This is a genomic window from Streptomyces sp. NBC_00341 (assembly GCF_041435055.1).
Taxonomy (GTDB): domain Bacteria; phylum Actinomycetota; class Actinomycetes; order Streptomycetales; family Streptomycetaceae; genus Streptomyces.
The window spans coordinates 1,946,292-1,964,903 of sequence record NZ_CP108002.1; the positions used below are offsets into that span (position 1 = coordinate 1,946,292).

15 protein-coding genes are annotated in these 18,612 nt (G+C 71.2%); 3 read left to right on the top strand and 12 right to left on the bottom strand.

Features of this window, described 5'->3' with window-relative positions; all coding sequences use genetic code 11:
• Window positions 1–77: 77 nt before the first annotated feature.
• The 7 genes from gap to OG892_RS08715 form a co-directional block, all read right to left on the bottom strand.
• The gene (gap, locus tag OG892_RS08685) at window positions 78–1,088 is read right to left on the bottom strand and encodes a type I glyceraldehyde-3-phosphate dehydrogenase (RefSeq protein WP_371628839.1); all 1,011 of its coding nucleotides are present in this window, start codon (window positions 1,086–1,088) and stop codon (window positions 78–80) included.
• A 258-nt stretch (window positions 1,089–1,346) separates the two neighbouring features.
• The gene (gene whiA, locus OG892_RS08690) at window positions 1,347–2,336 is read right to left on the bottom strand and encodes a DNA-binding protein WhiA (RefSeq protein WP_024494235.1); all 990 of its coding nucleotides are present in this window, start codon (window positions 2,334–2,336) and stop codon (window positions 1,347–1,349) included.
• A complete protein-coding gene (gene yvcK / locus OG892_RS08695; protein WP_073735399.1) occupies window positions 2,327–3,361 on the bottom strand; it encodes a uridine diphosphate-N-acetylglucosamine-binding protein YvcK in 1,035 nt (344 codons plus the stop codon). The genes whiA and yvcK overlap by 10 nt, the downstream gene beginning before the upstream one ends.
• Window positions 3,358–4,332, bottom strand: coding sequence for an RNase adapter RapZ (rapZ, locus tag OG892_RS08700; protein WP_073735400.1), 975 nt, complete (start codon window positions 4,330–4,332; stop codon window positions 3,358–3,360). The genes yvcK and rapZ overlap by 4 nt, the downstream gene beginning before the upstream one ends.
• The gene (gene uvrC, locus OG892_RS08705) at window positions 4,329–6,443 is read right to left on the bottom strand and encodes an excinuclease ABC subunit UvrC (protein ID WP_371628840.1); all 2,115 of its coding nucleotides are present in this window, start codon (window positions 6,441–6,443) and stop codon (window positions 4,329–4,331) included. The genes rapZ and uvrC overlap by 4 nt, the downstream gene beginning before the upstream one ends.
• A 125-nt stretch (window positions 6,444–6,568) precedes the next feature.
• Window positions 6,569–7,432 carry a hypothetical protein gene (locus OG892_RS08710; RefSeq protein ID WP_371628841.1) on the bottom strand — a complete coding sequence of 288 codons (864 nt, stop codon included), beginning with the start codon at window positions 7,430–7,432 and terminating at the stop codon, window positions 6,569–6,571.
• 4 nt (window positions 7,433–7,436) lie between these two features.
• Window positions 7,437–8,048 carry a papain-like cysteine protease family protein gene (locus OG892_RS08715; protein WP_371628842.1) on the bottom strand — a complete coding sequence of 204 codons (612 nt, stop codon included), beginning with the start codon at window positions 8,046–8,048 and terminating at the stop codon, window positions 7,437–7,439.
• 226 nt (window positions 8,049–8,274) lie between these two features.
• On the opposite strand from OG892_RS08715, the gene OG892_RS08720 reads away from it, so the two are divergent.
• Complete coding sequence (locus OG892_RS08720; RefSeq protein WP_327336353.1) at window positions 8,275–9,201, top strand: hypothetical protein; 927 nt, start codon at window positions 8,275–8,277, stop codon at window positions 9,199–9,201.
• A gap of 50 nt (window positions 9,202–9,251) precedes the next feature.
• Here OG892_RS08720 and OG892_RS08725 read toward each other — a convergent pair whose 3' ends face one another.
• Window positions 9,252–9,680, bottom strand: a complete 429-nt coding sequence (locus OG892_RS08725) for a Rieske 2Fe-2S domain-containing protein (protein ID WP_327336354.1) — start codon at window positions 9,678–9,680, stop codon at window positions 9,252–9,254.
• Between the two features lie 279 nt (window positions 9,681–9,959).
• Window positions 9,960–12,995: an excinuclease ABC subunit UvrA gene (uvrA, locus tag OG892_RS08730; protein WP_327336355.1), complete on the bottom strand. Its 3,036-nt coding sequence runs from the start codon at window positions 12,993–12,995 to the stop codon at window positions 9,960–9,962.
• 175 nt (window positions 12,996–13,170) lie between these two features.
• On the opposite strand from uvrA, the gene OG892_RS08735 reads away from it, so the two are divergent.
• On the top strand, window positions 13,171–13,863 hold the full coding sequence (locus OG892_RS08735) for a maleylpyruvate isomerase family mycothiol-dependent enzyme (RefSeq protein ID WP_371628843.1): 693 nt from the start codon (window positions 13,171–13,173) through the stop codon (window positions 13,861–13,863).
• A gap of 10 nt (window positions 13,864–13,873) precedes the next feature.
• Entirely contained in the window at window positions 13,874–14,530 is a 657-nt protein-coding gene (locus tag OG892_RS08740) for an MBL fold metallo-hydrolase (protein ID WP_328697197.1), read from the top strand.
• A gap of 75 nt (window positions 14,531–14,605) precedes the next feature.
• On the opposite strand, the gene OG892_RS08745 is transcribed toward OG892_RS08740, so the two are convergent.
• The 3 genes from OG892_RS08745 to OG892_RS08755 all read right to left on the bottom strand — a co-directional run bounded on the left by OG892_RS08745 (window position 14,606) and on the right by OG892_RS08755 (window position 18,603).
• Window positions 14,606–15,619 (bottom strand): TerC family protein, encoded by a 1,014-nt coding sequence (locus OG892_RS08745; protein WP_371628844.1) that lies wholly within the window; start codon window positions 15,617–15,619, stop codon window positions 14,606–14,608.
• A 259-nt stretch (window positions 15,620–15,878) separates the two neighbouring features.
• On the bottom strand, window positions 15,879–17,867 hold the full coding sequence (locus OG892_RS08750; RefSeq protein WP_371628845.1) for a TerD family protein: 1,989 nt from the start codon (window positions 17,865–17,867) through the stop codon (window positions 15,879–15,881).
• A 157-nt stretch (window positions 17,868–18,024) separates the two neighbouring features.
• The gene (locus OG892_RS08755) at window positions 18,025–18,603 is read right to left on the bottom strand and encodes a TerD family protein (protein WP_073735411.1); all 579 of its coding nucleotides are present in this window, start codon (window positions 18,601–18,603) and stop codon (window positions 18,025–18,027) included.
• Between the last annotated feature and the right edge of the window lie 9 nt (window positions 18,604–18,612).

An 18,612-nucleotide genomic window follows, 5' to 3' on the forward strand; every position in this document is an offset into this window, starting at 1 on the left:
TGCAACGGGGCTCGAACGGCGCTTCGTTGCGCTGTTCGAGCCCCGTGCTCACATCGAGGTGCCTGCCGATTCGAGGGTCAGAGCTGGCTGCCGACGAAGACGGTCAGGTCGACGAGGCGGTTGGAGTAGCCCCACTCGTTGTCGTACCAGCCGAGGATCTTCACCGTGCTGCCTTCCTGGACCATGGTCAGGGAGGAGTCGAAGGTGCAGGACGACGGGTCGCCGACGATGTCGGAGGACACGATCGGGTCCTCGGTGTACGTCAGGAAGCCCTTGAGGTCGCCGTCGTCGGACGCCTTCTTGAACGCGGCGTTGACCTCGTCCTTGGTGACCTCGCGCTGCAGGGTCACGACGAGGTCGGTGGCGGAACCGGTCGGGACCGGGACACGCATCGCGATGCCGTCGAGCTTGCCCTTGAGCTGCGGGAGGACCAGAGCGGTCGCCTTGGCGGCGCCGGTCGTGGTGGGGATGATGTTCTCGGCGGCGGCGCGGGCGCGACGCAGGTCCGAGTGCGGGAAGTCCAGGATCCGCTGGTCGTTCGTGTACGCGTGGACCGTCGTCATCAGGCCCTTGACGATGCCGAAGTTCTCGTCGAGAACCTTGGCCATCGGCGCCACACAGTTGGTGGTGCAGGAGGCGTTGGAGATGACGTGGTGGTTGGCCGCCTCGTACTTGTCCTGGTTGACGCCCATCACGATGGTGATGTCCTCGTCCTTGGCCGGAGCCGAGATGAGGACCTTCTTCGCGCCGCCCGCGATGTGCTTGGCGGCGTCGGCCTTCTTGGTGAAGATGCCGGTCGACTCGATGACGATGTCGACGCCCAGCTCACCCCAGGGGATGTCCGCCGGGTTGCGCTCCGAGAGCACCTTGATGGTGTGACCGTCGACGGTGATGGTGTCGGCGGTGTGGCTGACCTCTGCCTTGAGACGACCCAGAATGGTGTCGTACTTCAGCAGGTGAGCCGTGGTCGCAGTGTCACCCAGGTCGTTGACAGCCACGATCTCGATGTCCGCACCCTGCTCCAGCAGCGCGCGGAAGTAGTTACGACCGATGCGGCCAAAGCCGTTGATGCCTACGCGGATCGTCACGAACCGATCTCCTCGTTAGGGACGCCGGTTTTAGACGCCGGCGAGTTTGTATGGGATGTCCCCGACCGCCTACGACCCTACCTCTCCGAGGCGGCCGGGGTGACATCGAGCAGGGCCGGAAGAACGACGGAGGCCCGTACTCCTCGGTAGGAGTACGGGCCTCCGGTTGTCCGGCCCCGTCCGCCGCCACGATTACGCAGCGTCAACGCCCCCGGGGCCGTGGCGCGTTCCCGCGCCGCCCGACGGCAGGAGTGCGAATCAGCCGACCAGGCCGTCGGCCAGCTCTTCGCTGAGGGTGGACTCCGTGCTCGGGATACCCAGGTCCTGGGCCCGCTTGTCGGCCATCGCGAGGAGCCGGCGGATACGGCCCGCGACGGCGTCCTTGGTCAGCGGCGGATCGGCCAGGGCGCCCAGCTCCTCCAGGGAGGCCTGCTTGTGCTCCATGCGCAGCCGCCCGGCCGCCGCGAGGTGCTCGGGCACCTCCTCGCCCAGGATCTCCAGCGCGCGCCCCACCCGGGCACCCGCGGCCACGGCGGCCCTGGCGGACCGGCGCAGGTTCGCGTCGTCGAAGTTGGCGAGGCGGTTGGCGGTGGCACGGACCTCGCGCCGCATCCGCCGCTCCTCCCAGGCCAGCACCGACTCATGGGCGCCGAGCCGGGTGAGCAGGGCGCCGATCGCGTCGCCGTCGCGGACGACGACCCGGTCCACGCCGCGCACCTCGCGGGCCTTGGCCGCGATGGAGAGCCGACGGGCGGCGCCGACCAGCGCGAGGGCCGCCTCCGGTCCCGGGCAGGTCACCTCCAGCGAGGAGGAGCGGCCGGGCTCGGTGAGCGAGCCGTGTGCCAGGAACGCCCCGCGCCAGGCGGCCTCCGCATCGCAGGTGGCCCCCGAGACCACCTGCGGGGGAAGCCCGCGGATGGGACGGCCGCGGCCGTCCACCAGACCCGTCTGACGGGCCAGCTGGTCGCCGCCCGCCACCACTCGTACGACGTAGCGGGAGCCGCGCCGCAGCCCGCCGGGGGCCATCACGATCAGCTCCGAGCTGTGCCCGAAGATCTCGAGGATGTCCCGCTTCAGCCGGCGCGCCGCCATCGCGGTGTCCAGCTCCGCCTCGATCACAATCCGGCCGCTCACCAGGTGCAGCCCACCCGCGAACCGAAGAATCGCCGAGACTTCTGCCTTCCTGCAGCAGGTCCGGGTTACGGGAAGCCGAGAGATTTCGTCCTTCACCGCTGGCGTCATCGCCATGGGCCGATCCTTCCATGCATCCGAAAAATACGGTCGTACGCGGCGGCCAACAGCTCCGGATCATGAATCGGAACGCCGTCGGGTGAGGCCACGGGCGCCAGCTCGACCGCGGCACCGAGCCGTTTTGCGGCATCGGCGAGGGACTCGCGGTCGGGCACGGCGGCCTCGTCGGCCAGCACCACGTCCAAGGCGAGTTTAGGGGCGTGTCGTCCCAAAACCTCCAAATGACGCTGCGGAGAGAAGCCATCTGTTTCACCGGGTTGCGGCGCGAGGTTCAGCGAGAGGACCTTCCGGGCCTTCGTTTCGATCAGCGCGTCCAGCAGATCGGGGACGAGCAGATGGGGGATGACCGAGGAGAACCAGGACCCGGGACCGAGCACCACCCAGTCCGCGTCCAGGACCGCCGCGACCGCTTCCGGGACGGCCGGCGGGTCGGCCGGGACGACGTGCACGGACTGCACCTCGCCCGGGGTGAGCGCCACGGTGGCCTGGCCCCGGACCGTGTCCACCTCGTCCGGGCGCTCCGGGTCGTGCCCGCGTACGAGCGCCTGGAGCTCCAGCGGCACGGCGGACATCGGGAGCACCCGGCCGTGCGCCCCGAGGAGCTTGCCGACCAGGTCCAGGGCCTGGACGTGGTCACCGAGCTGCTCCCACAGGGCGACGATCAGCAGATTGCCGACGGCGTGCTCGTGCAGATCGCCCTTGGACTGGAAGCGGTGCTGGATGACCTGGGCCCAGGTCTGGCCCCAGTCGTCGTCGCCGCACAGGGCGGCCAGCGCCTTGCGCAGGTCGCCGGGCGGCAGGACGCCCAGCTCCTCGCGGAGCCGTCCGCTGGAGCCGCCGTCGTCCGCGACGGTTACCACGGCGGTCAGATCACCGGTGATCCGCCGCAGCGCGGCCAGCGAGGCGGACAGCCCCATGCCGCCGCCGAGCGCGACGACCTTGGGCTGCGCGCCCCGCTTGCGGCCGGACAGTGCGGAGGTGGCCCTGCTCAGCCGGCGCAGACGCAGATTGCGACTGGTCACTCGCGCCCCATGTCCCGGTGTACGAGCACGGTCTCGATCCCCTCGGTGGCGAGCCGGGCCGCCAGCTTCTCCGACATGGCCACCGAGCGGTGCTTGCCGCCCGTGCAGCCCACGGCGATGGTCACGTACCGCTTGCCCTCGCGGCGGTATCCCGCGGCGATGAGCTGGAGCAGCTCCGTGTACTGGTTGAGGAACTCCTTGGCGCCCGGCTGGTCGAAGACATACGCGGAGACCTCCTCGTTGAGCCCGGTGAAGGGGCGCAGCTCGGGGACCCAGTGCGGGTTGGGCAGGAACCGGCAGTCCACCACGAGGTCGGCGTCGACCGGGAGCCCGTACTTGTAGCCGAAGGACATCACCGTGGCCCGGAGCTCCGGCTCCTCGTCACCGGCGAACTGGGCGTCCATCTTGGCGCGCAGCTCGTGCACGTTGAGGCTGGAGGTGTCGATCACCAGGTCGGCGTCGCCGCGCAGCTCGCGCAGCAGGTCGCGCTCGGCGGCGATGCCGTCGACGATGCGGCCGTCGCCCTGGAGGGGGTGCGGGCGGCGGACCGACTCGAAGCGGCGGACCAGGGCGTCGTCGGAGGACTCCAGGAAGACGATCCGCCGGGTGACGCCCTTGGCCTCCAGGTCCGCGAGGGACTCCCGGAGGTTGTCGAAGAAGCGGCGGCCTCGTACGTCCACGACCACGGCGATCCGGGCGACGTTGCCCTGGGACCTGGCGCCGAGCTCCACCATGGTGGGGATCAGCGCGGGCGGCAGGTTGTCCACGACGAACCAGCCGAGGTCCTCCAGGCACTTGGCCGCGGTGCTGCGGCCGGCGCCCGACATGCCGGAGATGATCACCAGCTCGGGGATGGCGGCGGCGCTGTCGGCCGTCTCGGCCGGGGTGCCGGTACTCACGTGTGCTGCTCCGTCTGTTCCGTCTGCTCGGTCTGTGCGGTCGTGCCCTTGTTCATGTTCGCGCTCAGTCATGTCGTACTGCCCCCGTCGTCCTCTTCAATGATCTCTCCTGTGGCCGTGTTCACGGCGGGCGCGGCCGGGGTGGTCGAGGCGAGCGCGACGGCCACTGATTCCGCCGTTCTGCGGCCTATCCCCGGGACCTCGCAGATCTCGTCGATTGTCGCCTGCCGCAGCTTCTTCACGGAGCCGAAATGCTTGATCAGCGCCTGCTTCCGGGTATCGCCGAGACCGGCCACGTCGTCCAGGGGGCTGGAGCGGACCCGCTTGGCCCGTTTGGCGCGCTGGTAGGTGATGGCGAAGCGGTGCGCCTCGTCGCGGATGCGCTGGAGGAGGTAGAGGCCCTCGCTGGAGCGGGGCAGGACCACCGGGTCGTCGTCATCGGGCAGCCAGACCTCTTCGAGGCGCTTGGCCAGGCCGCAGACCGCGATGTCGTCGATGCCCAGCTCGTCGAGCGCCCGCTTGGCCGCGGCGACCTGGGGCTGGCCGCCGTCGACCACGAGGAGCTGCGGCGGGTAGGCGAACCGCTTGGGCCGGCCGTCGTCCTCGCGGGGCTCGGCCGCCGAATCCGGGGCGGGGCCGGTGGGCGCGGGGACCGGGCCGGTGGGCGCGGGGCCGGTGGGAACGGGGCCGGTGGGAACGGGGGCGGGCCCGGCGGTCTGCTCAGGCGTCTGCGAGGTCTGTTCAGGCGTCTGCGCGGGGTTCTCCTCCCACTCCCCCGTGTGCTCCTTCTCGTGCAGGTAGCGGCGGAAGCGGCGGCCGATCACCTCGTGCATCGAGCGGACGTCGTCCTGTCCCTCGAAGGTCTTGATCTGGAAGCGGCGGTACTCCCCCTTGCGGGCCAGCCCGTCCTCGAAGACCACCATCGACGCCACCACGTCGTCGCCCTGGAGGTGGGAGATGTCGAAGCACTCGATGCGCAGCGGGGCCGTGTCCAGGCCGAGGGCCTCGGAGATCTCCTCCAGGGCCCGGGAGCGGGTGGTCAGGTCGGAGGCGCGTTTGGTCTTGTGCAGCCCCAGGGCCTGCTGGGCGTTGCGCTGGACCGTGGCCATCAGGTCCTTCTTGTCACCGCGCTGCGGGATGCGCAGGCTGACCTGGGAGCCCCGGCGCTCCGCCAGCCACTGGGAGACCGCGTCCGGGTCCTCGGGGAGGGCCGGGACGAGGACCTCCTTGGGGACCGCGTCCCCGGCCTCCTCGCCGTACAGCTGCTGGAGCGCGTGCTCGACGAGCCCGGAGGTGTCGACGTTCTCCACCTTGTCGGTGACCCAGCCGCGCTGGCCGCGCACCCGGCCGCCCCGGACGTGGAAGATCTGGACGGCGGCCTCCAGCTCGTCCTCCGCGACCGCGATGAGGTCGGCGTCGGTGGCGTCGGCGAGCACGACGGCGCTCTTCTCCATCGCGCGCTTGAGCGCCTCCGCGTCGTCCCGGAGGCGGGCCGCCCGCTCGTACTCCATCTCCTCGGCCGCCGCCGTCATGTCCTTCTCCAGGCGGCGGATGTAGGCGCCGGTGCGGCCGGCCATGAAGTCGCAGAAGTCGTCGGCCAGTTCGCGGTGCTCCTCGGGGGTGACCCGGCCCACGCAGGGGGCCGAGCACTTGCCGATGTAGCCGAGGAGGCAGGGGCGGCCGGTCCTGGCCGCGTTCTTGAAGACACCGGCGGAGCAGGTGCGGACGGGGAAGACCCGCAGCATCAGGTCGACCGTCTCGCGGATCGCCCAGGCGTGGCCGTACGGACCGAAGTAGCGCACGCCCTTCTTCTTCGCCCCGCGCATCACCTGCACGCGCGGGAACTCCTCGTTGAGCGTGACGGCGAGGTACGGATAGCTCTTGTCGTCCCGGTACTTGACGTTGAACCTGGGGTCGTACTCCTTGATCCAGGAGTACTCCAGCTGGAGCGCCTCCACCTCCGTGGAGACGACGGTCCACTCCACGGACGCGGCGGTGGTCACCATCGTGCGCGTACGCGGATGGAGGCCCGCCAGGTCCTGGAAGTAGTTGGCCAGGCGCTGGCGCAGGTTCTTCGCCTTCCCGACGTAGATCACCCGGCGGTGTTCGTCGCGGAATTTGTAGACCCCCGGGGAGTCGGGGATCTGTCCCGGCTTGGGGCGGTAGCTGGAGGGGTCTGCCATGTCTCCCACCCTACTTGCGGGCGGTGACAGCGCGGGGTGCGCACGGGTGGCGCCGGGCCCCGGGACACGGATTGGGGGCACGTGTCCCGGAGCCCGGGGTCTTCGGGGGCGGGCGGGATCCGCCGTCACCCCCGACCGCGGCGGCGTCCGCGGTTGCGCAGGGCGGCGACCGCGAACAGGGCGAGTACGGCGGCGCCCGCGGCCGCCGCCCCCGAGGTGGCGGTCAGGGCGGTGGCCTGGCCGGTGTCGGCCGCGATGGCGGGTCCGGAGCGCACCGCCGGGGCCTTCTCTGCGGACGGCCCGTAGCCGCCGGCCCGGCCCGAGCGGGCGTACCCGGAGCCGGGGAGCTTGTCCGCGTACGCGGACCGTACCCGGGTGCGGTAGGCGGCCAGGGTGGTGCCGTCCTTGCCGACCGCGCCCACCGCGTCCCGGTCCAGCGGGAGCACCCGGCTGCCCTTCTGGACGTACCAGGCGTCGATCTGCGGCTCCCGGAAGACGATGCCGCCGGGCAGCTCGCGGGCGCCCGCGGCGGCGTAGCGGGTCTCGTCGTCGCCGGTGGCGATGTTCACCACCTGCCAGCTCCCGTCCTTGCCCGGCTCGGGCAGCGTCCACAGGGACGCCTTCTGGCCGTCGGAGGAGACGGCGGTGCTGGCCAGGTAGTCGAGCGCGGCGACGGGCGCCCCCGGTTCACCGGCGACGAAACCGGCGGACAGGGTGCGGACCGGCACGGCCGCGCCCTCGATCCGTGGGGCGGCGGCCGCCCTGGTGACGGCGCCCTCCCGGGCGAAGAACCGGGACAGGGTGTCCAGGGTGGCGGCGTCGGTGGCCGCCTCATGGGCCGCCGCCAGGGATGCCGGGGTGGCCGAGGGGCCGGTGTCGGCCGCGGCCTGCGGGGCGACGGTGAGCAGGGCGGCGCCCGCCAGCACCCCGCTCGCGGCGAGGGCGGCGGCGAAGGGACGCGCACCGCGTGCGGTACGGGTGGAGGTCATGCCGTCACGCCCCGATCCGGTAGAGCGAGTGGGTCCAGGAGAACTCGCTGTTGTTCACGTACCAGGCGTGCGAGGCCCAGTTGTAGCGGTTGTTGGAGGGCCAGGGATCGCCCCAGTAGACCCAGCTGTTCGCGTCGTCGTAGCCGTACAGGACGTGCATGTGGCCGCCGCCGGAGGACCACTGGATGCGGGTCTCCACCGGCCGCCCGGCGCTGATCTCGGCCTGCACGGTGGGGTAGCGCAGCCAGCCGGTGACGTACGAGCCGGGGTTGATGCCCGCCCAGTACAGACCGTCCTGGACGTTGCCGAGCGAGGCCTGCGAGTTGGGGCACTCGTAGCCCTGGGCCCGGCCGAACGCGGCGTTGCAGAACTCGTTCTGGGTGTGGTTGCGGCCGAACCACGCGGCGACGGTGTTGCCTGCGGCGGCCCAGCACCAGTTGGTCTTCTGCTGGGCCTGCATGGTGATGTTCAGCCGCTGGGCGGCGGCGAGGGTGGCGGTGGGTGCGGAGCGGCTCTGATCCGACGCGGTGGCGGTCGCCGCGGGTACGGCGAGCAGGACAGCGGCGAGCAGGGCTGTGACCGACAGCCTTCTGGGCCTGACTCTTCGGTTGCGCATGGTGGTCCTCCCGGGGCGGGGGGTGGGGTTCCAAGGAGCGCGTCCGGACGCTGTCGAGGAGCATCAACCGTTGTCGGGAACGGGTCAACACGCTTCAATGCGGGGGAACATCGCGGTGTGAACGCCAGGGGCGGCTGCGTGAACGCCTCCCCCCGGCCACCTGCGGACCGGCATCCACCGGCGCGGCCCCGCCCCCGCGCGACGTGAACGTTCACCTGGAGGACCCATGCAGCACACCGAGGCCGAACTGGCGCAGGTGCTGCACACCGGCCCGTTCCATCTGGCTCTGCGCACCGCGCTCTCGGTGCGCGGGCTGCCGCTCCAGCGGGTGCAGCACCATCTGGCGCACCGCGGGGTGAAGGTCGGCGTGACCAGCCTGAGTTACTGGCAGCAGGGCGCCAGACGTCCGCAGCGCCCGGAGTCCCTGCGGGCCGTGAAGGCGCTGGAGGAGGTGCTGGAGCTGCCGGGGAACTCGCTGCTCGGGCTGCTGGGGCCCGGGGAGTCCCGCCAGGAGGCCGACCGCCCGCAGGGCCGCTCGTACCGCTCCCTGGTGGACGCGTCCGGCGCGGTCGAGCGGCTGCTCACCGCGATGGAGTCACCCGCGGACGGCGGGCTGCACACGGTGGGGCACCAGGAGCGGGTACGGATCGGGCCCGGCCGCCGGATGCAGCGGCGCAGCTCCCAGCACGTGGTGCGCGCCCACCGCGACGGCATCGACCGCTATCTCGCCGTGTACCGCGGCGATCCGGGCTGCGATCCGGCCCGGGTCGGGGTGAGCGCGCGGGAGAACTGCCGGACGGGGCGGGTCCGCTGGGACGCGGCGGCGGGGGTGCTGGTCGCGGAGCTGCTCTTCGACACCCGGCTGCGGGCGGGCGACACGTACCTCTTCGGTTACGGCTTCGAGGACGGTACGGGCGGGCCCTGCGGCGAGTACGTGCGCGGTTTCAGCTTCGGCGGCGGGCAGTACGTGCTCCAGGTCCGGTTCGACGAGGAGGCGCTGCCGGTCCGGTGCCGGCGCTTCGTCCAGGTGTCCGCGGGGGCGCCGCGCGGCGCCCGGACGGACCTCACACTCACCGGCCGCCACCGGACGGTCCACCTGGTGGAGCAGGGGGTGCGGCCCGGCCTGGTCGGCATCGACTGGGACTGGGAGTGAGCGGGGGCACGGCCTGAGCCGGCCGGGGCGGCTTCAGACCTCGGGCCGGTTCAGGCGTCGGGGCCCGCGACCAGCCGGCCGCCCTCGACCCTGACCGGGACGGAGGGCAGCGGCACGGTCGCCGGACCGTGCACGGCCTTGCCGGTGGTGGTGTCGAAGCGGCTGCCGTGACAGGGGCAGTGCCCCTCGTTCTCCTCGACCTTGTCCAGCAGGCAGCCCGCGTGGGTGCACTGGGCGCTGAACGCCTTGTACTGGCCCTTGGCCGGGCAGCTGACGATGACGCGCTGCTCGCGGAAGAGCTTGGACTCGCCCACCGCCACCTCGTCCGGGGCGCCGAGCTCGACGGGTGCGGTGGGGGTCGGCGTCTGGGCGTGCCCGAGCTTCGAGTCGGTCGAGCAGGCGGCCGTTCCCAGCCCGGCGACGCCCACGAGAGCGGCGCCCTTCAGCACGGTACGGCGGGCGGCGGGCTGGCCGGGCATGCGGTCTCCACTGGTTCTGAGGGATTCGGTGCGGTGCCAGAGGTGCCTGGGACAGCAGCGGCAGCGGAGGCATCGGTGACGTAACCGACGATACCGGCGGAGACGGATGCCCCGGCGCCCGGGGCCGGTGCGGCAAGGCAGGTCGCGCGGGACGGCTGCGGTACAGCACGGTGCGGTGCGGTGCGGCACTGCGGCTGCGGAACATGCCGCGAGGCGGCGGCTCCCGGACCGGGAACCGCCGCCTCGCCCGATGTCAGGCCCTGCGCGCAAGGCCTGAGGTCAGGCCTTGCGCGCGCGGGCCGCCTTCTTGGCGGCGGGCTTCTTCGCCGCGGGCTTCTTGGCCGCTGCCGTGCCGGTGGCCTTCGCCGTCGCCGTCTTCCTGGCGGGGGCGGACTTCGCGGCGACCGCCTTCTTCGCGGCCGTCTTCCGGACCGGCTTACGGGCTGCGGGAACCGCCGCCTCGCTGACCCGGTCCGCGTCCAGGATGCCCTGGAGGAACTTGCCGGTGTGGCTGGCGGGGACTCCGGCCACGTACTCCGGGGTGCCCTCTGCGATGACCAGACCGCCGCCGTTGCCCCCCTCGGGGCCCATGTCGATGACCCAGTCGGCGGTCTTGACGACATCGAGGTTGTGCTCGATGACGATCACCGTGTTGCCCTTGTCGACCAGGCCGGAGAGCACCTTGATGAGCTTGGAGATGTCCTCGAAGTGCAGACCGGTGGTCGGCTCGTCCAGCACGTAGACCGTGCGGCCGGTCGAGCGCTTCTGCAGCTCGCTGGCCAGCTTCACGCGCTGCGCCTCACCGCCGGAGAGCGTCGGCGCGGACTGGCCGAGCCTGACGTATCCGAGACCGACCTCGTTGAGCGTGCGCAGGTGGCGCGCGATGGTCGGCACGGCCTCGAAGAACTCCAGGCCCTCCTCGATGGGCATGTCCAGCACCTCTGCGATGGACTTGCCCTTGTAGTGGACCTCCAGCGTCTCCCGGTTGTAGCGCGCTCCGTGGCAGACCTCGCACGGGACGTACACGTCCGGAAGGAAGTTCATCTCGATCTTGATGGTGCCGTCGCCGGAGCAGTTCTCGCAGCGGCCGCCCTTGACGTTGAAGGAGAACCGGCCCGGCAGGTAGCCGCGGACCTTGGCCTCCATCGTCTCCGCGAACAGCCTGCGGACGTGGTCGAAGACGCCGGTGTAGGTCGCCGGGTTGGAACGGGGTGTACGGCCGATGGGCGACTGGTCGACGTGCACGACCTTGTCGACGAGATCGTCCCCGTCGACCCGGGTGTGCCGGCCGGGCACCGACTTGGCGCCGTTCAGCTCGCGCGCCAGGTGGGTGTAGAGGATGTCGTTGACCAGGGTCGACTTGCCCGAGCCGGAGACACCGGTCACGGCGGTCAGCACACCGAGCGGGAAGGAGACGTCGATGTCCTGGAGGTTGTTCTCCCGGGCGCCGTGCACCGTGAGCAGCCGCGAGGGGTCGACGGGACGCCGGACGTCGGGCATCGCGATCGACCTCTTGCCGGTCAGGTACTGACCGGTGATCGACTTCTCGTTGGCCAGCAGCTCCTTGAGCGAACCGGAGTGGACCACCTTGCCGCCGTGCTCACCGGCGCCGGGGCCGATGTCGACGACCCAGTCCGCGACCTTGATGGTGTCCTCGTCGTGCTCGACGACGATGAGGGTGTTGCCCATGTCGCGGAGCCGGACCAGGGTCTCGATCAGCCGGTGGTTGTCACGCTGGTGCAGGCCGATGGAGGGCTCGTCCAGCACGTAGAGCACGCCGACCAGGCCGGAGCCGATCTGGGTGGCGAGCCGGATGCGCTGGGCCTCGCCGCCGGACAGGGTGCCGGCCGCGCGGTTCAGCGAGAGGTAGTCCAGGCCCACGTCGACCAGGAACTTCAGCCGCTCGTTGACCTCCTTGAGCACCCGCTCCGCGATCTTCTTGTCACGGGCGTTCAGCTTCATCCGGCCGAGGAACTCGGCGCACTCGCTGATCGACATCGCGGAGACCTCGGCGATGGACTTCTCCATCACCGTCACCGCCAGGACGATCGGCTTGAGGCGGGTGCCCTCGCAGGTCGGGCAGGGCACCTCGCGCATGTAGCCCTCGAAGCGCTCCCGGCTGGAGTCGCTCTCCGCCTCGGAGTGCCGCCTCTTGACGAACTGGACGGCGCCTTCGAAGGAGGGCGTGGTGTAGGCGCGCTCGCGCCCGTAACGGTTGCGGTAGCGGACCTCGGTCTGGATCTTGTGGCCGTGCAGCAGGGCCTTCTTGGCGCGCTGCGGCAGCCCGGCCCAGGGGATGTCCGTACGGAAGCCGAGGGCTTCGGCCAGCGCGTTGATCTGGCGGCCGAAGTACTCCTTGGTGTGGCCGTGCGACCAGGGGTGGATCGCGCCCTCTTCGAGGGACTTCTCCTCGTCGGGGACGATCAGCTCCGGGTCGACCTCCATGCGGGTCCCGATGCCCGTGCAGTCGGGGCAGGCGCCGAAGGGCGAGTTGAAGGAGAAGGAGCGCGGCTCCAGCTCCTCGAAGGAGAGGTCGTCGTACGGGCAGTAGAGGTGCTCGGAGTACATCCGCTCGCGCTCGGGGTCGTCCTCGGGGAGGTCGACGAAGTCGAGCACGACCATGCCGCCGGAGAGGCCCAGCGCGGTCTCGACCGAGTCGGTCAGCCGGCGCTTGGCGCTGTCCTTGACGGTGAGGCGGTCGATGACCACCTCGATGGTGTGCTTCTCCTGCTTCTTGAGCGTGGGCGGCTCGGAGAGCTGGATGGTCTCGCCGTCGACCCTGGCCCTGCTGTAGCCCTTGGTCTGGAGGTCGGCGAAGAGGTCGACGAACTCGCCCTTGCGCTCGCGCACCAGCGGCGAGAGGACCTGGAAACGGCTGCCCTCCGGCAGGCCGAGCACCTTGTCCACGATGGCCTGCGGCGACTGGCGCGAGATGGGCCGGTGGCACTCGGGACAGTGCGGCTTGCCGATCCTGGCGAAGAGCAGCCGGAGGTAGTCGTAGACCTCGGTGATGGTGCCGACCGTCGAGCGCGGGTTGCGCGAGGTCGACTTCTGGTCGATGGAGACGGCGGGCGACAGGCCCTCGATGAAGTCGACGTCCGGCTTGTCCATCTGGCCGAGGAACTGCCGGGCGTACGAGGAGAGCGACTCCACGTAACGGCGCTGCCCCTCGGCGAAGATCGTGTCGAACGCGAGCGACGACTTGCCCGACCCGGAGAGCCCGGTGAAGACGATGAGGGAGTCGCGGGGAAGGTCGAGCGAGACGTTCTTGAGGTTGTGCTCGCGAGCGCCACGGACGATGAGACGGTCGGCCACGCCGGTCCGCACCTTTCTAGAGAGAAGCGGGGGAACTGAGCCCCTGCCCCAGGGTATGGGGGGTGCCACAGCGATGTACGGAGCTTTCGACTCCGAGCGTATAGCACGCGCATTCGATTTACGGACGGCTGATGACTCCTTCACCCGATCGAGTGGCGGGACTACTCTCGGCCCCATGACTGAACACGTGCATGACCTGGACGCACTGCGGGAAGCGACCGCCCGGCTGCTCAGCGCCACGGCGAAATTGGACGACTCCGAGCTCGCCCGGCCGTCGCGGCTGCCCGGCTGGAGCCGGGGCCATGTCGTCGCGCACCTTTCACGTAACGCCGACGCGCTGGTAAATGTTCTCCAGGGTCGGCCGATGTACGCAGACAGCGAAACCCGCGACCTCGAAATCGAGCGCGACGCCCCCCGGCCGCAGGCCGAACAGCTGGCCGACCTGGCGGAGAGCGCGGCCCGTTTCGTGGCGGCGGCCGCCGCCCCGGCCGACTGGTCACGCACGGTCGCGATGCGCAACGGTGTGACGGACTCGGCCTCCCGGATCCCCTTCCGCCGCCGCAACGAGGTCGAGCTGCACCACGTCGACCTGGGGGTCGGGTACGAGCTGGAGGATCTGCCGGACGAGTTCACCGCCCGGGTGATCGGCTTCCTGGCCGAGCGGTTCACCGGTCACCCGGAGGTCGTGTCCACGAGCGTGGCCGACGACACGGGCCGCACCTGGACGACGGGGGGCGGGAAGGAAGGCGGCCCGGTAGCGGTCCGCGGGACGGCGCCCGAGCTGCTCGGCTGGCTCAGCGGGCGCCGCGACGGGTCCGCGCTGACCGTCGAGGGCGGGCACTCCCTGCCCGCACTGCCCCCGCTATAGGCTGAGACGCATGACGTACAGCGGAGTGGTCAAGGTCGGCGGGCGGGCGGACGTACACGAGCTGACGGACCTGATGATCTCCAAGGTCGCCGTCGGCCCGATGAACAACAACGCCTATCTGCTGCGCTGCCGGGCCACCGGCGAGCAGCTCCTGATCGACGCGGCGAACGAGGCCGGGACCCTGCTGCGGCTGATCGGTGACGACTCGATCGCCTCGGTCGTCACGACCCACCGGCACGGCGACCACTGGCAGGCGCTGGGCGAGGTCGTGGCGGCCACCGGCGCCCGTACGTACGCCGGGCGCTACGACGCCGAGGGGATCGAGGTCCCCACCGATGTGCTCGTCGAGGACGACGACACGATCCGGGTCGGCCAGGTCGCCCTGACCGCCCGCCACCTGACCGGGCACACACCGGGGTCGATCGCGCTCCTCTACGACGACCCGCACGGCGCCCCGCACCTGTTCACCGGGGACTGCCTCTTCCCGGGCGGGGTCGGCAACACCTTCGGGGACGCCGAGGCGTTCGTGAGCCTGCTGGACGATGTGGAGACCAAGCTCTTCGCCCCGCTGCCGGACGAGACCTGGGTCTACCCGGGCCACGGCGACGACACCACCCTGGGCGACGAGCGCCCGCGACTGCCCGAGTGGCGGGCCCGAGGCTGGTGAAACGGCCCCGGTGCCCCCCGTACAGCGGGAGGGCACCGGGGCCGCGCCGCGGGCGTCACCGCCTCGCGGGCCCGGTCAGGCGTCGATTCCGGCGCCCTTGTCCGCACCGTCGTCCGCACCGTCCTCGGCCTTCGCGCTCTCCGCGGCGGCCTGCTTCCTGGTGGCCAGGAGGCTGGTGATCGTGGTGATCACCAGCACGCCGCAGATGACGCCGAGCGAGACCGGGATCGAGATCTCCGGAACGTGCACCCCGGACTCGTGCAGGGCGTGCAGCACCAGCTTGACGCCGATGAAGCCGAGGATCACCGAGAGCCCGTAGCTGAGGTGGACCAGCTTCTTCAGCAGACCGCCGATCAGGAAGTACAGCTGCCGCAGGCCCATCAGGGCGAAGGCGTTGGCGGTGAAGACGATGTACGGGTCCTGGGTCAGCCCGAAGATCGCCGGGATCGAGTCCAGCGCGAACAGCACATCGGTGGTGCCGATGGCGAGCATGACGACCATCAGGGGCGTCAGGACGCGCTTGCCGTTGTTCCGGATGAAGAGCTTCGTGCCGTGATACCTGTCGGCGACACCGAAGCGGCGCTCGATCGTCTTCAGGAGGCGGTTCTCCTCGAACTCCTCTTCCTCCTCGTCGGCCCGCGCCTCCTGGATGAGCTTCCAGGCGGTGAAGATCAGGAACGCGCCGAAGATGTAGAAGACCCACGAGAAGTTGGCGATGACCGCGGCGCCCGCGGCGATGAAGATCGCCCGCAGCACCAGCGCTATCAGCACACCGAAGAGCAGCACCCGCTGCTGGAGGTGCGAGGGCACCGAGAACTTCGCCATGATCAGCACGAAGACGAAGAGATTGTCGACGCTCAGCGACTTCTCGGTGATGAAACCGGCGAAGAACTCGCCGGAGGCCTGGGTCTCACCGAAGACGAGCAGTCCGAGCCCGAAGAGGGCGGCCAGGGCGATCCAGACGACCGTCCAGATTCCGGCTTCCTTGGTCGACACGTCATGGGGCTTGCGCCCGATGAAGAAGTCGACGGCGATGAGGGCGCTGAGACCAAGGATGGTCAGCGCCCAGAGGGTCCATGAAACGTCCACTGCGCCTCCGGCAGTTCGCTACGGCTACTGATCAGCGTCGTCGCTGCCGGAGGTCTCTTCCACCTGGGCGCGCGGGCTGCGCGCCTGGCCGGCGCCCCGGGACCGGTCACAGTCCGTACTGACGGGAACGCCGCGATCGGGAGTACTCCCCTCCGCCCAAAGAACAGTACAGGAATTACCAAGGAAAGGTAAAGAGAAAGCTAAAGGGGAACCAAAGGCCCAGGTCAGGGGGGTAGTGAGTGGGCGGCGGCGGAGCAGGTCAGCGGGGTCCGCCGCGGCGGGCGGCCGCCACCCGGTCGAGCACCAGCTCAAGCACGCGGCTGCCCGGAGGCGTCGCCAGCGGCTCGTACGTCCAGGCGTGGCCGACCCAGGGGTCGGCCAGATGGTCGTCGGCAACCGGAGTGATCCGGAGCAGCGACCGCCACAGCGGATCGAGTACCGGCCCGAACGCGGAGGCGTCCTCCCGGTCCGCGACCATCAGCAGGTGCACGCCGACGGACGGCCCCTCGTCGGCGAGGTAGCGCAGCTGGTTGACGGCCCGGTCGTCGAAGCCGTGCGGGAAGTCGTTGACGATCAGCAGCTGCTCGGCCGGGTCCAGGTCGGGCGGCAGTGAGTCCGCGGCGCCGGCCCGGATCGCCATCTGCACCAGGTCCACCCGCCGGGTGAGCTGGGCGAGGACCGAGGACACTCCCCCGGCACCGGACGCGGGCGGACCCGCGAGCACCCCGGAGCGGACCAGCGGGGCGAGCGCGGCCGAGGCGGATCCGGCCGGGTCGATGACGTGGACCGAGAACTCGCCCGCCGGGTAGACGGCGAGCAGCCGGGCGGCGTGCAGCACCGCGCTCTCCATGGCCAGCCGGTGCAACTGGTCGCTGTCCGTCAGGGCGGCGGCCTCCGAGGCCGTGCGCCCGCTGTCGATCCAGATCCCGCGCTCCAGCGGCAGCCGTACGAGCAGCGGGATGCGCAGGGCGGCGCTCTCCGGCAGGTGCAGGTCACCGATGCGCAGCGCCATCGGGATCTCCATCGGCACCCGGTAGGCGTGCCAGACGGGGTTGTCCCAGCCCGCGTAAGGGGCGGGCAGCGCGGGTTCCACCACGGCGGACTCCGCGGCCAGCTGGGCGAGGTCGCGGTCCAGCGCCTCGCGGGCCCGGCCGGTCAGCTCGTCGCGTTTGGCGCGGGCCTGCTCACGGGCGAGGTCGCCCGCACCGCCGATCCGGCTGCGCGGGTCGGACAGGGTCCGCTCCAGCTCCTGGTCCATCCGGGACTCCGCGAAGTCGACCGCGCTGCGGTAGGCGGCGGTGGCCCTGGCCAGGTCCTCGAACATCCCCCAGATCTGGTTGTAGAGGCGCTCGTCCATGGACCAGCCGGTCGCGTCCCCGGCGACGGGCTGCGCCGGCTGTCCGGGCCCGGCGGGCGGCGCGGCGGGCGGGGGCGGCGGAGGCGCGGCGGACTGGCGGCGCGGGTGCGCGTAGTCGATGGGGCCGGACGGGACGGCGGCCGGTGGCTCGGGTTGCCGGGCGGCCGGCGGCCCGACGGTGGGCTGCCCGGCTCGGGGGTGTCCCCCTGCTGGGGGCTGTCCGGCTGGGGGCTGTCCGGCCGGAGGCTGTCCGCCGCCCTGGGCGGGTGCCGGTCGCGCCGGGTGCCGGACCCGGTCGCCCTCCGGGGTGCGGGGCGGCGGCGGTGACACCGAGCGGGCCAGGCCGCGGGCGACGGCCTCCTGGATCGAACCGGCCAGTTCGACGGCCCGGTCCACGCCCTGGTCGGCGAGCATCGCGGCGAGACCGCCCGCATAGCCCTGGCCGACCGCGCGGACCTTCCAGGCGCCGTGCCTGCGGTAGAGCTCCAGGGCGGCGACCGCGGACTCACTGTCCAGGCCGGTCAGGGTGAAGGTGGCGATCTCGGTGCCTTCGAGTCCGGTGACGGCGACGAAGGGCGCGGCCACGGCTCCGAACCGGGCCGGACCGCCCGCCTCCAGCGGCAGGGCGAGCAGCACGGTGACCCGGTGCACGCCTTCGGGCAGGGCGTCGAGGTCGACGGCTAGCCGGTGCTCCGCCGCCGCCTGCCTGGAGACCTCGAGCCCCGGCAGCTGCGGTGAGCCGGGGTGGGCTATCCGCTCCACGCCGTGCACGGTGCCGTGCTCGTCCCCGAGCGTGGCTCCGGCGACGACCGGCGCGCCTGCCGAAATCCGGATCTCCAGACGGGTCTGGGGCAAGGTGTGGTTCTGCCCCCGGACCAGCTCGGCCGTCATTGCCCTGTCCCCTCGACGAGTCTGCTGCCGCGCGGCGCCGTGCCGCGGTGGTGATGCGGTGGTGGTGATGCGGTGGTGGTGATGCGGTGCAGCTCCCGGCGGCCGATGCCTCCGGGAGCTGCGCGTTACCGATACGGACCGGCTGGCCCGGCTCCGCCTACAGGTGCGGCAGGATCGCCGGCATGAGGTCCTGGAAGGTGCGGCCGTTGGCCGGGTTGCCGATGGCGGTCATCTGCCAGCCGTTGCCCGAGCGGTGCACCTTCGCCATGATCTGGGCGGTGTACTGCCCGCCGCCGTCCAGGGTGTAGCGGGCGAGCTCCTGGCCGTTGGTCTCGTCGACGATGCGGCAGAAGGCGTTCTGCACCTCCTGGAACGTCTGTCCGGTGAAGGAGTTCACCGTGAAGACGATCTGGTCGATGTGGACCGGCACCCGCTGGAGGTCGACCAGGATCGCCTCGTCGTCGCCGCCGGAACCGGCGCCGCCGACCAGGTTGTCCCCGGTGTGCTTGACCGAGCCGTCGTCGCTGACGAGGTGCCGGAAGAAGACGACGTCGACCGGCTGCTTGTCGGCGAACAGGACCGCCGAGGCGTCCAGGTCGATCTCCCGGGTGCGCGAACCGAACAGGCCGCGGCGCGGCGCCGCCTGCCAGCCGAGCCCCATCCGTACCGCGGTCAGGGTCCCCCCGTCGCTCTTCTGCAGGCTGATGGCCTGGCCCTTGGTCATATTGACCGTCACGCGCTGTCC

Bases quoted from the DNA above. Each gene is read 5' to 3' on its own strand.
- OG892_RS08725 (WP_327336354.1), bottom strand. From the start codon at position 9,680: ATGCCCGGCCAGCCCGCCGCCCGCCGTACCGTGCTGAAGGGCGCCGCT.
- OG892_RS08735 (WP_371628843.1), top strand. From the start codon at position 13,171: ATGACTGAACACGTGCATGACCTGGACGCACTGCGGGAAGCGACCGCC.
- rapZ (WP_073735400.1), bottom strand. From the start codon at position 4,332: ATGACTGAGCGCGAACATGAACAAGGGCACGACCGCACAGACCGAGCA.
- OG892_RS08750 (WP_371628845.1), bottom strand. From the start codon at position 17,867: ATGACGGCCGAGCTGGTCCGGGGGCAGAACCACACCTTGCCCCAGACC.
- OG892_RS08740 (WP_328697197.1), top strand. From the start codon at position 13,874: ATGACGTACAGCGGAGTGGTCAAGGTCGGCGGGCGGGCGGACGTACAC.
- OG892_RS08715 (WP_371628842.1), bottom strand. From the start codon at position 8,048: ATGCGCAACCGAAGAGTCAGGCCCAGAAGGCTGTCGGTCACAGCCCTG.
- OG892_RS08720 (WP_327336353.1), top strand. From the start codon at position 8,275: ATGCAGCACACCGAGGCCGAACTGGCGCAGGTGCTGCACACCGGCCCG.
- whiA (WP_024494235.1), bottom strand. From the start codon at position 2,336: ATGGCGATGACGCCAGCGGTGAAGGACGAAATCTCTCGGCTTCCCGTA.
- OG892_RS08710 (WP_371628841.1), bottom strand. From the start codon at position 7,432: ATGACCTCCACCCGTACCGCACGCGGTGCGCGTCCCTTCGCCGCCGCC.
- uvrC (WP_371628840.1), bottom strand. From the start codon at position 6,443: ATGGCAGACCCCTCCAGCTACCGCCCCAAGCCGGGACAGATCCCCGAC.